Source organism: Undibacterium sp. Ji49W (assembly GCF_049340205.1).
In the GTDB taxonomy this organism is placed as follows: Bacteria; Pseudomonadota; Gammaproteobacteria; order Burkholderiales; family Burkholderiaceae_D; genus Undibacterium.
In genome coordinates this window covers 332,064-346,578 of record NZ_JBMPOW010000001.1, presented here as the reverse complement: position 1 = coordinate 346,578, position 14,515 = coordinate 332,064, and the positions used below count along the sequence as shown (strand labels likewise).

Below are 14,515 nucleotides of genomic sequence, written 5' to 3'. Positions count from 1 at the left end.
AGATAGGAGAATGAAATGACAACTACAGCACACACCCTGGGCTTCCCCCGTATCGGCGCCCAAAGAGAATTGAAATTCGCTCAGGAAGCCTTCTGGCGCGGCGATATTACCGAAGCCACCCTGCGCGACACCGGCAGCGAATTGCGCGCCCGCCATTGGGCCTTGCAAAAAAAGGCGGGCCTGGATTTTGTCAGCGTCGGTGATTTTGCCTGGTATGACCAGGTATTGAATACCCTGGCCTTGCTGGGTGCCCTGCCCGGTCGCTTTGGCTTCAATGCCAAAGAATTGTCCCTGTCCGATTACTATGTGGCTGCTCGTGGTAATCCCCAGCATTTTGCGATGGAGATGACCAAGTGGTTCGATACCAATTACCATTATCTGGTGCCCGAATGGACCGCAGACACCAGCTTCAATGGCGGCGTGGACTGGCTGTTTGAAGAACTGGCTGAAGCCCAGGCACAAGGCCATACCAGCAAAGTTACTCTGGTCGGGCCTTTGACTTTACTCTACCTGGGCAAGATTAAAAGCGGCCTGACGCACAAACTGGATCTGCTGCCAAAAATCATCCCGGCATATCAACGCCTGCTGGCACGTTTGCAAGAACAGGGGCTGGACTGGGTACAAATTGACGAACCGATACTGACCCTTGATCTGGATACTGCATGGCTGGATGCCTTTGTTTTTGCTTACCATGCACTGGTTCAGCAATCTCCAAAAATCCTGCTGGCAACTTATTTTGAAACCGTGCAGGACCGTGTTGCATTGCTGCAATCGCTGCCGGTGGCAGGCGTCCATCTGGATCTGGTACGCGCCCCGCAACAACTGGACAGCCTGCTACAAAACTGGCCACAAGGTCGTGTGTTATCGGCTGGGGTGATAGACGGGCGCAATATCTGGCGTGCCGATCTGTCTGCGCTGGCAGTGAGTTTACAGGCAGCACAGGAAAAACTGGGGGATCAGTTGTGGCTAGCCCCCAGTTGCTCCTTGCTGCATGTACCGGTTGACCTGGCAGCAGAGACAGCACTAGATGAAGAAACCCGCAGCTGGCTGGCCTTTGCCACGCAAAAACTGGTTGAAGTGTCGGCCCTGAAACAAGCTTTGAATGGTCATGCGGCGGAGGTTGCGCAAGAATTCCAGCTGGCAGATCAGGCTGTTGCAAGCCGCCGTCAGTCGGTACGTATCCATAATCCCATCGTGCAAAAACGCCTGGCAGATATCACCGCCCAGGATGCAGAACGACAAAGCCAGTTTGCCGGTCGCATACGCGCACAACAGCAACGCTTTGCCCTGCCACAGTTTCCAACGACCAGCATAGGCTCCTTCCCGCAAACCAAAACCATACGTCAGGCGCGTGCAGCCTACAAACGTGGTGAGCTGACGCATCTGGATTACCTGGAAGCCATGCGCGCGGAAATACGCCACGTCGTCGAGCAACAGGAAAAACTCGATATCGATGTGCTGGTGCACGGAGAGCCGGAACGCAATGACATGGTGGAATATTTTGGCGAACAATTGTGGGGTTACGGCTTTACGCTGAATGGCTGGGTACAGAGCTATGGCTCCCGCTGCGTCAAGCCCCCCTTCATCTACGGTGACGTATACAGGCCCGAAGCCATGACCGTCACCTGGAGCGAATACGCCCAAAGCCTGACCGCAAAACCGATGAAGGGCATGCTGACCGGCCCGGTCACCATGCTGCAATGGTCTTTCGTGCGTGATGACCAGCCGCGTGAAACAACTGCACTGCAAATCGCCCTGGCCCTGCGTGATGAAGTCTGTGATCTGGAAAAAGCCGGCATAGGCATGATACAGATTGATGAACCTGCCTTTCGTGAGGGCCTGCCCTTGAAACAGCGCGACTGGGCCGCCTATCTGGATTGGGCCGTGCGTGCCTTCAAGCTGAGTTCTGCCGGTGTACATGACGATACACAAATCCATACCCATATGTGCTATTCGGAATTCAATGACATTCTGCCGTGGATTGCTGCCATGGATGCCGACGTCATCACCATAGAGACTTCACGTTCGGACATGGAATTGCTGGATGGTTTTGGTGAATTTGCCTACCCGAATGATATCGGCCCCGGCGTATATGACATCCATTCACCGCGTGTGCCCAAGGTCAGCGAAATGCAAAGGCTGCTGCAAAAAGCCCGTAGCGTGATTCCTGATGCCCGTCTTTGGGTCAACCCGGATTGCGGACTGAAAACCCGCGACTGGCCAGAAACCATTGCCGCCCTGGAAAACATGGTGCAGGCCGCCAAACTGCTGCGTGCCACCGTGGCAGCAGATGACGAAGAACATCAGGATTGCTGCTGATCGCTTTTTGCAATGGATCTGAATTGAAACACGGGCCATCTTCACAGCGAAGATGGCCTTCTGCCTTGTGCTAAGGAACACGACCAGATGACGTAGTGGGCTTAGCAATCAGCGACAGGCAAAAAACCGCAACATATCAGGGCATGGCAGCATTTATCCAATTTTCTATGATTAATGGAAAAATTTGGATAAACTGGGTATTACTGCGCCATTTTTCCCTGAAAGTGAATTCCCATTAGCACAGCCAACAAATTTATTGTCTGTCATGAGTGCGACCTGATCTGCATGGATGCGCCGCTGGCAAGGGGCGAGGCAGCAAGCTGCCCGCGTTGTCGTGCCACGCTTTACAGAAATGGCAGTGCCAGCCTGGATATGGCGCTGGCCCTGGCAGTTACCTCGGTGATCCTGTTACTGCTGCTTAACAGCTTCCCCCTGCTGGCGCTCAAGGTCCAGCAGGTGACGCGCGACACCACCTTGCTGCATGCTGCCCTAGCCATGTGGAACGATGGCATGCACCTGCTGTCCCTGCTGGTAATCACTACGACCATGCTGGCGCCGGCCTTGCAGATATCGCTGGCGATCTACCTTTTGTGCGTACTCCGGTTTGGCGATGCCCGTCAGGCGCTGGGAACACCTTTGCGTGCACTGCAAAGCCTGCGGCCCTGGAGCATGGTCGAAATTTTCATGTTGGGTCTGCTAGTGTCCCTGGTCAAGCTACAGCACATGGCAGATATCGTCATCGGCCCTGCCCTGTGGTCTTGCGCCAGCCTGATTTTCATCACAGCAGCGCTGACATCGGTACTGACACCACGGAATGTATGGCTGTGGGCACGTGCGGCCAGACGAATCAAGGCAAGCGCCGGGGTGAAGCATGTCTGAACACGAATACCGCCACATCCCCGCTGCTGGCCTGGCGGGCCAGACCGGTGCGGCAACCGGGCTCATCAGTTGTGATATTTGTGAAACCCTGTGCTGCACCCATGATGAGGCAGCCACCCATTGCCCGAATTGTGGTGCAGCCCTGCATTTGCGTCATAAAGACAGCCTGACCAAATCGCTGGCCTATCTGGTCGCTGCAACGATATTGTATATACCGGCCAATCTCTTGCCCGTCATGCACACCAACACCATCTTTGGTGCGCAGGATGACACCATCATGAGTGGGGTACTGGTGTTATTGAACACGGGTTCATGGCCGCTGGCGCTGCTGGTATTCTTTGCCAGTATTGTCGTGCCCTTGCTTAAGTTGTTTTCAATCAGTCTGCTGCTGTTTACCTGCTGGAAAAAATCCAGCTGGAACCCTTTACAGCGCATCCAGTTATTCCGCATGATAGAAGCTGTCGGTCGCTGGTCGATGCTGGATGTGTATGTGGTGACAGTATTGGTGGCGCTGGTACAGTTTCAGTCACTGGCGGCGATACACCCCGGCGCAGGTGCGCTGGCTTTTGGTGCTGTGGTGGTGTTGACGATGTTGTCGGCACAAAGCTTTGATTCACGTTTAATCTGGGTAAGCAAGACGCATGAGTGATCCAACATCAGAACATCCCGACACGCCTTCTTCAGACAAAGCCAGGGAGACCGTTGATACGGTCGCGAATACTGTCACCGCCGTCGACGCCATCGTGCCGGTGGTCAAGGTCAAACCAAGGCGGCGTCTGCCTTCCTTCGTCTGGGCAGTGCCCGTCATTGCCGCCCTCATTGGTATCTGGCTGGTGGTGCAAAGTGTCACCAGCCAGGGGCCGCTCATCACCATCACCTTTAAATCGGCAGAAGGACTGGAAGCTGGCAAGACCAAACTGCGCTACAAGGACGTCGATGTGGGTCATGTCAAGGCCATTGCCCTGTCGCCCGACCGCAAGCGTGTGCTGGTGACGGCGCAACTGATCAAGAGCGCTGCCGACATCCTGGCTACCGATACCCGTTTCTTCATCGTCAAACCGCGCATCTCTGGTGGCTCGGTCTCAGGTCTCTCCACACTCTTGTCCGGCAACTACATCGGCGTTGATGTGGGTACAGCCACGGACACCACCGATGAATTCACAGGACTGGAAGAACCACCGCTGGTCAACCGCGATACGCCAGGGCGCGAATTTGTCTTGCACGGTGCACAAACGGGCTCGGTCACTTATGGCTCGCCCATCTTCTTTCGTCATATTAATGCCGGTCATGTTACCAAGTTCAAGCTGGACCGCGACGGCAAGGGTGTCACCATCCACGTCTTCATCGATGCACCGTATGACCAGTATGTGACTGCCGATACCCGCTTCTGGCATGCCAGCGGCGTCGATATGCAGCTTGACGCCAATGGTCTGCGCGTCACCACAGAATCATTGACATCGCTGATCGAAGGCGGTCTGGCCTTCCAGGAACATGACGACGCCCTGCCCGGCGGCAAACCCGCCGCCGAAGGTAACATCTTTTCCCTGTTTGAAGACCGCGAACATGCCATGCGTGCGCCTGATACCAAGGTACGCAACTTCCTCATGTACTTCCCTGAAACACTGCGCGGTCTGTCAAAGGGCGCACCTGTCGATTTACGTGGCATCGTGATTGGCGAAGTCAAATCCCTGGGTGTGGAATTTGCAGAAAATGGCCGCCTGCCACGCTTCCCGGTTGAAGTCAGTCTCTATCCGGATCGCCTCAAATCCCGTGTGCGCTCAGGTGCCCGCCTGCCAGATGATGATACCGAAGCCAAAGAGAGATCGCTGCTCGAACATTTAATCTCACGCGGCCTGCGCGGCCAACTGCGTAGCGGCAACCTTCTGACCGGGCAATTGTATATCGCCCTCGATTTCTTCCCTGATGCCCCACAGGCAAAAATGGACTGGCGCACCGACTACCCGGTACTGCCTACCGTTGGTGGTGGCTTGGGTGAAATCCAGGATACCGTCGGCCGTATCGCCAAGAAAATAGACAAACTACCTTTCGACACCATATCTGCCGAACTGGTGCAAGCGCTGAGCAAGCTCAACAGCACGCTCGCCAGCACAGAAAAGCTGGTGCGCCGCCTTGATGTTGAAGTCACGCCAGAACTGACATCCACCCTTAAAGAGGCACGGGGCACGCTCAACAGTGCCAATGCCCTGTTGACAGAAGACGCGCCACTTCAGCAAGACATGCGCGAATCGCTGAAGCAGGTCGCCAGATCCGCCCGCGCTGTCGCCAACCTGGCCGACATGCTGGAACGCCACCCCGATGCACTGGTATTTGGCAAACAAAAGGTAAAACCATAATGCGAAGCACACATATACTCAGGCTGTCACTGGCCACGCTGCTTGTGTCAACACTGCTGGCTGCCTGCGCCACACCGCCGGTAGAACACCTCTACCGCCTTGACTATCCGCTGGCTGCCACCTCCCAGGCAGAGCCGCAGTATGAACTCGTCATCGCCACTGTCAAAGTGCCGGAAGCTATCAACCGCCCGCAACTGGTCATCCAAAAGTCCGCCACTGAATCTCTCGTCACTGACGAACAGCGCTGGATAGCACCGCTGGATGAACAATTGACGCTGTCCCTCATGGCCCATCTGCGTACCAGCCTGCCAGATGCCTGGCTGTCATCCGATACCGGCATCAGCGCAGGCATCGCCGCAAACCCATCCAGCCCCCTACCTCGTTACCTCGCTAAGGTTCAGATAGACCAGTTACTCATCAACAGCGGTAGCCAGCTCACCCTGGAAGCAAGTTGGGTAGTACTGGACAGCAACAGAAAACTGCTCAAGCGTGAGCACAATATTTTCACTGTTCGCCTGAATAGCGCGGCGTATGAAGCCGTCGCACCGGCGATGTCCGAAGCAGCACAGCAACTGGCGGAGCAAGTGGGGGCGAGTGTACGAGGCGTACGCAAGACTCCGGCCACTAAACCGCAATAGTTGAAACAGAAGTAAAAGACGCTTGCCCGGCAATCACGGCAAGACAGGCTTGATACCCATGCGCCGCGACAGCAAAGCTATCGCGGACATATGCAACGCAACCATGACCGCCATCACTGGCGGAAGATATCTGATGCGGCAGCTCAGGCATTTCCGCCACCAGGTTATTCAAACCATGTCTTCCGGTCTGACCCAGGCATCAAATTCCTCTGCCGTGACATGGCCCAGCGTCAATGCCGCTTCACGCAGAGTGGTCTGGTGATGATGCGCGTATTTGGCGATTGCGGCCGATTTGTCATAGCCTATATGTGGGTTGAGTGCAGTCACCAGCATCAACGAATTTTTCAACAGTTCAGTGATGCGCTGGCGATTTGCCTGCATGCCCTGCACGCAATGCTGATCCAGGCTGGCCATGGCATCAGCCAGCAGGCGCGTGCTTTGCAGGAAATTATGCACGATGAGCGGTTTGAATACATTCAATTCAAAATTACCTGCTGCACCACCTATGCTCAAGGCCACATCATTACCCATGACCTGGCAACACACCATGGTCACCGCTTCGCACTGGGTAGGATTAACCTTGCCCGGCATGATGGAACTGCCGGGTTCGTTTTCCGGTATCTGTAATTCACCCAGGCCAGAACGTGGGCCGGAAGCCAGCCAGCGTATATCATTGGCGATTTTCATCAAGGCCACCGCCAGGGTTTTCAATGCACCATGTGAGCTGACCATGGCATCATGCGCCGCCAGTGCGGCAAAACGGTTGGGTGCGGCAATAAAGCCTATGCCGGTATCCTGCGCCAGACTGGCGGCAACGCGCTGACCAAATTCTGCATGGGTATTCAGGCCTGTACCAACCGCCGTACCGCCGATGGCCAGTTCCTGCAAAGCCGGCAGGCTGAGGCTGATGGCCTGTTCCGCATGCGCCAGCTGCGCCACCCAGCCAGAGACTTCCTGCCCCAGCGTCAGTGGCGTCGCATCCTGCAAATGCGTGCGGCCAATCTTGACGATATCGGCAAATTCAGTCGCCTTGGCAGCCAGCGAAGCATGCAATTGCCGCAGGGCTGGCAACAAGGATTGCGTCACCGTCAGACAGGCAGCAACATACATGGCAGTAGGGAACACATCATTCGATGACTGCCCCATATTCACCTGATCATTCGGATGCACCAGGCGACTCATGCCGCGGGTGCCGCCCAATATTTCGGAAGCGCGATTGGCCAGCACTTCATTCATGTTCATATTGCTTTGCGTGCCGGACCCGGTCTGCCATACCGACAGCGGAAAGGCATGCGGATGCGCGCCGGCCAGTACCTCATCGGCGGCGGCAACGATGGCATCGGCAAACCGGGCATCCATCAATCCCAGATCACGGTTCACGATGGCACAACTACGTTTCACACGTGCCAGTGCCAGCACCAGGGCATCCGGCATTTTTTCAGTAGAGATGGCAAAGTGATGCAGTGAACGCTGGGTTTGCGCACCCCATAATGCATCTGCCGGAACGGCGATTTCACCAAAGGTATCGCGTTCCATCCTGTTGTTGGCATTGTCTTGGCTGTGTTGACTGGTCATTGCTGTTTTCCTGGTTAATGGTACCTGAGGCACCTGAAGCACCTGACATCCTTCAAGGAGCAGGTATGCACTGTGCTTGACAGACTGTACTTGCCCCATGCTGGCAAGTACCAATGGCTTTTATGATACTCAATCTGGAGCAAACCTGCTTTTTGCCGATTTCTGCCATTTTTTACCGATTGGCAACTTTATGCAGATTGCCGCATCCAGGCGTCGCTGAATTTTTTTCATCCATTCACATCGATTAACGTTTACGTAAACGTCAAGTCTTATGCTATTCTAAAAATAACAGGTGCACATCCCAATTTCTTGGGCTGTGTTAAACGGGAAAGTGGTCGTCCTGATCGCTGTCACTGACAAGTGATGGTTGGTATCAAGACCTAAAAACGTGTTTACGATCTGTAGCGAGCGTGCGTCAGCGGGAGTGAAGAGCAGCGCAAAAAGCGGAATGTACTTGTAGTACATGAGCATTTTGAGCAGCACATGAGCCCCGATCACGCATGCGCAGTAAGATCGTAAGCAGGTTTCAAGCCCCTGCTGCCTCCGCAACGGTAGGCAAGTGCGGTTACATCATCCACGCCACTGGTCATGCATGACTGGGAAGGCGATGTAACAAGACTTGCAAGCCCGGATACCGGCCTGTTGATCGCTGGAAAAAACATTGCGGAAGGCTATGTTTGGGATATTGCATGGCGCGCCTGATGGCGGGCAGATGCCTGTCTTCAATACTATTCTTTCACTGTTTTTCCCAAGGTCTGGTCACGTACGGAAGGTGCGTGGCGGGTGTGCATCCACACGGTGCATGTCCATGGTCAGGATCGTTGCTGCGGCAGGTTTCTGCATGTGGTGATCATCCTGTTTTTCAGGCATCAGTGCGGCTCTTGTTGCGGGCATAGCCCGCCGTGAATCCGTGCGCAATCAGGAAGGTTCAGGAAAGCATCATGGCTACTCTTACCAAGGTCCCCAACGTCAAACTGCTGATCAACGGCGAATTGATAGACTCCAAATCCACGCAATGGCGCAACGTGATCAACCCGGCCACGCAACAGGTGCTGGCCCATGTGCCGTTTACGACACCAGACGAAATGCAGGCCGCAGTCGATGCGGCCAAGGCCGCTTTCAAGACCTGGCGCAAGACAGCGATAGGCACACGCGCGCGCATCTTCCTCAAATATCAGCAACTGATACGTGAAAACATGGCCGAGCTGGCCGCGTTGCTGACAGCCGAACAGGGCAAGACCCTGGCCGATGCTGAAGGCGATATATTCCGTGGTCTGGAAGTGGTTGAGCATGCGGCCAATATCGGCAACCTGCAAATGGGCGAAATCGCCAATAACGTTGCCAGCGGTGTCGATACCTATACCCTGAACCAGCCGCTGGGCGTGTGTGCTGGCATTACCCCTTTCAACTTCCCGGCGATGATACCGCTGTGGATGTTCCCCATGGCGATTGCCTGCGGCAATACCTTCATCCTGAAACCATCCGAGCAAGACCCCATGGTCACCATGCGTCTGGCTGAACTGGCCATGCAGGCTGGCGTGCCACCTGGCGTGCTGAATGTGGTACATGGTGGTGAAGACATCGTCAATGCGATTTGCGATCACCCTGATATCAAGGCGGTGTCCTTCGTTGGCTCTACCCGCGTAGGCACCCATGTGTATAACCGCGCGACGCTGGCGGGCAAACGTGCACAGTGCATGATGGGTGCCAAGAACCACGCCATCGTCCTGCCAGATGCGAATAAAGAACAAACCCTGAACAACCTCGCAGGTGCTGCCTTTGGTGCGGCTGGCCAGCGCTGCATGGCGCTGTCTGTGGTCATCCTCGTTGGTGAAGCCAACCAGTGGGTACCAGACTTGCTGGACCGCGCCCGCGGCCTCAAGATCAATGCGGGTGCAGAAGCCAATACTGACATAGGCCCGGTCATTTCCTGCACCGCCAAAGAGCGAGTAGAAAGCCTGATCGCCCAGGGTATTGCCGAAGGTGCCAATCTGGTGCTGGATGGCCGCGCACCACAAGTGCCAGGCTATGAGAACGGCAACTTCGTTGGCCCTACGGTCTTCACCGGCGTCAAGCCCGGCATGCGCGTGTATGAAGAAGAAATCTTTGGCCCTGTGCTATGCATCATGCAGGCGGATACGCTGGCTGACGCCATCGCCATCATCAACGCCAACCCTAACGGCAACGGCACGGCACTGTTCACCCAGTCTGGCGCTGCCGCCCGTACTTTTGAAGAAGATATCGATGTAGGCCAGATCGGCATCAACGTACCTATCCCTGTGCCTGTGCCGCTGTTTTCATTTACCGGCTCACGTGCATCCAAACTCGGGGACCTGGGGCCTTACGGCAAACAAGTCATACAGTTCTACACCCAGACCAAGACCATCACGGCACGCTGGTTTGATGACAGCGTCAGCGCTGGCAAGGTGAATACCACCATCTCGCTGAAGTAATCGGAGGCCATCATGGACTTCGATCTTAGTGAAGACCAGCGCGCCTACCAGCAATCTGCCCGCAGCTTCGCCGCCCATGAAATGGCGGCGCAAGCCGCGCATTGGGATGCCACTTCCCACTTCCCGCTGGACGTTATCGCCCATGCCGGGGAGCTGGGATTTTGCGGGCTGTATGTGCCAGAAGTACTGGGTGGACTGGGCCTGACGCGGCTGGATGCAGCAATCATTTTTGAAGAGCTGGCACGCGCCTGCCCTTCAACCACGGCTTACATCACGATACACAATATGGCAAGCTGGATGATTGCCAATTGGGGCACGCCAGAGGTGCAGCAGGAATGGGTACCCAGGCTGGCCGCAGGCGAGAAGCTGGCCTCCTATTGCCTGACCGAAGCTGGCTCAGGCTCTGACGCAGCATCACTGCGCACCAGCGCACGTCTGGATGGCGACAGCTATATCCTCGATGGCAGCAAAGCCTTTATCTCAGGCGCCGGTGCCACCAATATGCTGGTCGTCATGGCGCGCACGGGGGGCGATGGTGCAGGCGGTATATCTGCCTTTGCCGTACCGGCAGATTTGCCCGGCATCAGCTATGGCAAGAAAGAAGACAAGATGGGCTGGAACAGCCAGCCCACCCGCACTGTCAACTTTGACCAGGTAAGCATACCCCGCAGCCACTTGCTGGGTGAAGAAGGCGAGGGCTTTCGCATCGCCATGCGTGGCCTGGATGGTGGCCGCATCAACATCGCCACCTGCTCCATCGGTGCAGCGCAATCGGCCCTCAATAGCGCGCAAACATATATGAATGAGCGCATGCAGTTTCAGAAGAAACTATCTGATTTTCAGGTACTGCAATTCAAACTGGCCGACATGCAAACCGAACTGGTCGCTGCCCGCCAGATGGTACGTCTCGCCGCCAGCAAACTCGACAGCAAGGCCGACAATGCCTCAGTGTATTGCGCCATGGCCAAGCGCCTGGCAACCGACACCGGCTTTGCCGTCTGCAATGAAGCCCTGCAAATCCACGGCGGTTACGGCTATATACGCGAATACCCGCTGGAGCGTTTCTTGCGCGATGTCAGGGTGCACCAGATACTCGAAGGCACGAATGAAATCATGCGCGTCATCGTCGCCCGTCACATGCTAAACCAACCCGCAAGCGAGGAATTTTTATGAGCAAATATGCCAACTACACCAATCTGCAATGCGAAATCATAGGCCACACTGCCCTGGTGACCCTGGCCAATCCGCCCGCCAATACCTGGACGGCTGCGGGTTTGCAGGCATTGACGCAACTCGTCAATGACCTCAATGCTGATGCAGATATCTATAGCCTCGTCATCACAGGCTCAGGCCAGAAATTCTTTTCAGCAGGCGCAGATTTGAAACTGTTTGCCGATGGCGATAAGGCCGTAGCACTGGACATGGCACGCCGCTTTGGTGAAGCATTTGAAACCCTGAGCCGCTTCCGTGGTGTTTCCATCGCTGCCATCAATGGCTACGCCATGGGCGGTGGCCTCGAATGCGCACTGGCTTGTGATTTGCGCATTGCCGAAACCCAGGCGCAAATGGCCTTGCCAGAAGCCGCAGTCGGCTTGCTGCCCTGCGCTGGCGGCACGCAAAATCTTACATGGCTGGTCGGTGAAGGCTGGGCCAAACGCCTGATCTTGTGTGGTGAACGCGTCGATGCTGCCACTTCCATGCGCATAGGTCTAGTGGAAGAAGTCGTCGCCACCGGCGGTGCACTGGAACACGCACTGGCCCTGGCCAAACAGGTAGGCAAGCAAAGCCCCAGCAGCGTCAAGGCATGCAAGCAACTGATACAGGGCGCACGCAAGCAACCGATGAACACCGTGCTGCCGCAAGAACGCGAAGCCTTCCTGGCCCTGTTTGATACCGCAGATCAAAAAGAAGGTGTCACCGCCTTTCTGGAAAAACGTCCACCCGTGTGGAGGAATGCATGAGCGACGCTCCAGTCCTGTTCCACACCCTGCCTGCTGCCAACGGCATGCAGCTGGGCGTGGCAACCCTGAATTCAGAAAAAACCCTGAATGCCCTGTCCAAAGAGATGGTGCAATTACTGGGCAAGCAATTACAAGCCTGGGATGAAGATGACAGCATCGCCATGGTGGTCTTGCAAGCCGCTGGCGAAAAAGCATTTTGTGCTGGCGGCGACTTGCAAAACCTGTACACCAGCATGCGCGAGCATCATGCGTCGGATAAAAAAGATGACTTGCTGGGAAATGCCTATGCGCTGGATTTTTTCGAGCAGGAATACCGCCTCGACTATCAAATTCACACTTATCGCAAACCCATATTATGCTGGGGACACGGCATCGTCATGGGTGGTGGCATAGGCTTGATGGCTGGCGCCAGCCACCGCGTCGTCACCGAAAAGTCCCGCCTCGCCATGCCAGAAATTGCCATAGGCCTGTTCCCCGACGTAGGTGGCACCTGGTTTTTGAACCGCATGCCGGGCAAGCTGGGTTTGTTCCTGGCCTTGACGGGTGCGAACATCAATGCCAGCGACGCCGTATTTGTGAAGCTGGCCGACCTGCAATTGCCACACGAGAGCAAGGCAGAACTGCTGGCCCGCCTGCAAGACTGCGAATGGAGCAAGCAGGCAGACAACAATAAGCTGAGCAACCACCTGCGCCTGAGCCATATCCTGCATGAACAACAACGCAGTGCTGGCAGCTTGTGCAGCACAGGGCCATTGCGCCAGCATTTTGATCTCATCAATCAACTGTGCAGTGCTGCCGACCTGACCACCATCATCAGCAATATCTGCGAGCTTGGTGCAAGCGAAGTAAAAGACGATGTGTGGCTGCAAAAAGCCGTCGCCAGCCTGCAAAAAGGCAGCCCGACATCCGCCTGGCTGGCCCATGCCTTGCAGGAACGCGGCAAGCATTTGTCTCTGGCAGAAATCTTCCGTATGGAACTGGTGGCCGCACTGGCCTGCACGCAGGGCCATGATTTTGCGGAAGGAATACGGGCACTGATTGTGGACAAGGACCAGAAGCCGCAATGGTTGCCAGGTAGTTTGGGCGAATTGCAGCCGCGGGATGGCGAGCGATATTTTGCGCGTCTTTGGGCGTCAGAGCAGCATCCTTTAAGGGATTTGGGTGCGAGTGAATCATTGCACCAGCAGGCGGCTTGATTTTTACTCCTTCCCCTTCAAGGGGAAGGTTGGGATGGGGATGGGGTTCGGTTGATGAAGAAATATATTCTATTTGCTGAAGAAACCCATCCCCACCCTAACCCTCCCCTTGAAGGGGAGGGAAGATTGGCCCCAATATTTAAACCTTCCCATCAAGGGGAAGGAGCTAAAACCAGGAGATAAACCATGTCAAACCAATCCAAAATCGCCTTCATCGGCCTCGGCAACATGGGCGCGCCCATGGCTCTTAACCTGCTCAAGGCAGGCTACGCCCTCACCGTCTTCGACCTCTCCCCTGTCACCTTAAAAACATTGGCAGACGCAGGCGCACTAGCCGCAGGCAACGCCACGCAAGCCCTAGAAGGCGCAGACATCGTCATCAGCATGCTGCCGGCCAGCCGTCATGTAGAAAACCTCTACCTCGGCGATGACGGCATACTCCCCCACATTGTCAATGGCGCACTGATCATAGACTGCAGCACCATCGCCCCGCAATCTGCCAAGAAGGTCGCACAAGCAGCCGCTGCACGCGGGCTGGCGATGGTCGACGCCCCGGTCTCAGGCGGCACCGCAGGCGCAGCGGCTGGCACACTGACCTTCATCGTCGGCGGCAGCACGGCTGACCTGGAACGCGCCCGCCCCGTGCTGAACGCCATGGGCAAGAACATCTTCCACGCTGGTGAACACGGTGCCGGGCAAACCGCGAAAATCTGCAACAACATGCTGCTGGGCATACTGATGGCTGGCACGGCAGAAGCGTTGGCGCTGGGTGTGGCGAATGGGCTAGATCCCAAAATTCTGTCCGACATCATGAGCAAAAGCTCAGGCCGCAACTGGGCGCTGGAACTGTATAACCCCTACCCTGGCGTCATGGAAAACACCCCCGCTTCACGCGGCTACGCAGGTGGTTTTGGTGTTGACCTGATGCTGAAAGATCTGGGGCTGGCGACCGAAGCAGCACTGGGCGGCAATGCCAGTATTCCACTGGGTGAAGCTGTGCGAAATCTGTATGGCATTCACAGCAAAGCCGGGGCAGGTGGCAAAGACTTTTCCAGCATACTGGAGCTACTTCATAAAAAGGAATAGAAATACTGGACTGTGGCAGTTGAAGAGGAAATAAAGGACGTACCCGCGACTGTC

Annotated in this window: 12 protein-coding genes and 1 riboswitch; of the genes, 10 read left to right on the top strand and 2 right to left on the bottom strand. The window is 55.8% G+C overall.

Annotated elements, in window-relative coordinates; translation table 11 throughout:
• Positions 1-15: 15 nt before the first annotated feature.
• The 5 genes from metE to ACO0LK_RS01495 all read left to right on the top strand — a co-directional run bounded on the left by metE (position 16) and on the right by ACO0LK_RS01495 (position 6,190).
• Positions 16-2,319, top strand: a complete 2,304-nt coding sequence (gene metE / locus ACO0LK_RS01515; protein ID WP_422971479.1) for a 5-methyltetrahydropteroyltriglutamate--homocysteine S-methyltransferase — start codon at positions 16-18, stop codon at positions 2,317-2,319.
• 285 nt (positions 2,320-2,604) lie between these two features.
• The gene (locus tag ACO0LK_RS01510) at positions 2,605-3,198 is read left to right on the top strand and encodes a paraquat-inducible protein A (RefSeq protein ID WP_422971477.1); all 594 of its coding nucleotides are present in this window, start codon (positions 2,605-2,607) and stop codon (positions 3,196-3,198) included.
• A complete protein-coding gene (locus ACO0LK_RS01505) occupies positions 3,191-3,847 on the top strand; it encodes a paraquat-inducible protein A (RefSeq protein WP_422971475.1) in 657 nt (218 codons plus the stop codon). The genes ACO0LK_RS01510 and ACO0LK_RS01505 overlap by 8 nt, the downstream gene beginning before the upstream one ends.
• On the top strand, positions 3,840-5,552 hold the full coding sequence (locus ACO0LK_RS01500) for an intermembrane transport protein PqiB (RefSeq protein ID WP_422971473.1): 1,713 nt from the start codon (positions 3,840-3,842) through the stop codon (positions 5,550-5,552). The genes ACO0LK_RS01505 and ACO0LK_RS01500 overlap by 8 nt, the downstream gene beginning before the upstream one ends.
• The gene (locus ACO0LK_RS01495; protein WP_422971471.1) at positions 5,552-6,190 is read left to right on the top strand and encodes a PqiC family protein; all 639 of its coding nucleotides are present in this window, start codon (positions 5,552-5,554) and stop codon (positions 6,188-6,190) included. The genes ACO0LK_RS01500 and ACO0LK_RS01495 overlap by 1 nt, the downstream gene beginning before the upstream one ends.
• On the opposite strand, the gene ACO0LK_RS01490 is transcribed toward ACO0LK_RS01495, so the two are convergent.
• Entirely contained in the window at positions 6,177-6,362 is a 186-nt protein-coding gene (locus ACO0LK_RS01490) for a hypothetical protein (protein ID WP_422971469.1), read from the bottom strand. The genes ACO0LK_RS01495 and ACO0LK_RS01490 overlap by 14 nt on opposite strands.
• Complete coding sequence (fumC, locus tag ACO0LK_RS01485) at positions 6,359-7,765, bottom strand: class II fumarate hydratase (protein ID WP_422971467.1); 1,407 nt, start codon at positions 7,763-7,765, stop codon at positions 6,359-6,361. The genes ACO0LK_RS01490 and fumC overlap by 4 nt, the downstream gene beginning before the upstream one ends.
• A 468-nt stretch (positions 7,766-8,233) precedes the next feature.
• Positions 8,234-8,422, top strand: a riboswitch (cobalamin riboswitch).
• Positions 8,423-8,706: 284 nt separating this feature from the next.
• Between fumC and ACO0LK_RS01480 the strand changes: the two genes are divergently transcribed.
• The 5 genes from ACO0LK_RS01480 to mmsB all read left to right on the top strand — a co-directional run bounded on the left by ACO0LK_RS01480 (position 8,707) and on the right by mmsB (position 14,461).
• The gene (locus tag ACO0LK_RS01480) at positions 8,707-10,218 is read left to right on the top strand and encodes a CoA-acylating methylmalonate-semialdehyde dehydrogenase (RefSeq protein WP_422971465.1); all 1,512 of its coding nucleotides are present in this window, start codon (positions 8,707-8,709) and stop codon (positions 10,216-10,218) included.
• A 12-nt stretch (positions 10,219-10,230) separates the two neighbouring features.
• The gene (locus tag ACO0LK_RS01475) at positions 10,231-11,391 is read left to right on the top strand and encodes an acyl-CoA dehydrogenase family protein (RefSeq protein ID WP_422971463.1); all 1,161 of its coding nucleotides are present in this window, start codon (positions 10,231-10,233) and stop codon (positions 11,389-11,391) included.
• Entirely contained in the window at positions 11,388-12,179 is a 792-nt protein-coding gene (locus ACO0LK_RS01470) for an enoyl-CoA hydratase (RefSeq protein WP_422971461.1), read from the top strand. Before ACO0LK_RS01475 ends, ACO0LK_RS01470 begins: the two co-directional genes overlap by 4 nt.
• Entirely contained in the window at positions 12,176-13,375 is a 1,200-nt protein-coding gene (locus tag ACO0LK_RS01465) for an enoyl-CoA hydratase/isomerase family protein (RefSeq protein ID WP_422971459.1), read from the top strand. The genes ACO0LK_RS01470 and ACO0LK_RS01465 overlap by 4 nt, the downstream gene beginning before the upstream one ends.
• Positions 13,376-13,561: 186 nt before the next feature.
• Positions 13,562-14,461: a 3-hydroxyisobutyrate dehydrogenase gene (gene mmsB, locus ACO0LK_RS01460; protein WP_422971457.1), complete on the top strand. Its 900-nt coding sequence runs from the start codon at positions 13,562-13,564 to the stop codon at positions 14,459-14,461.
• Positions 14,462-14,515: the final 54 nt, after the last annotated feature.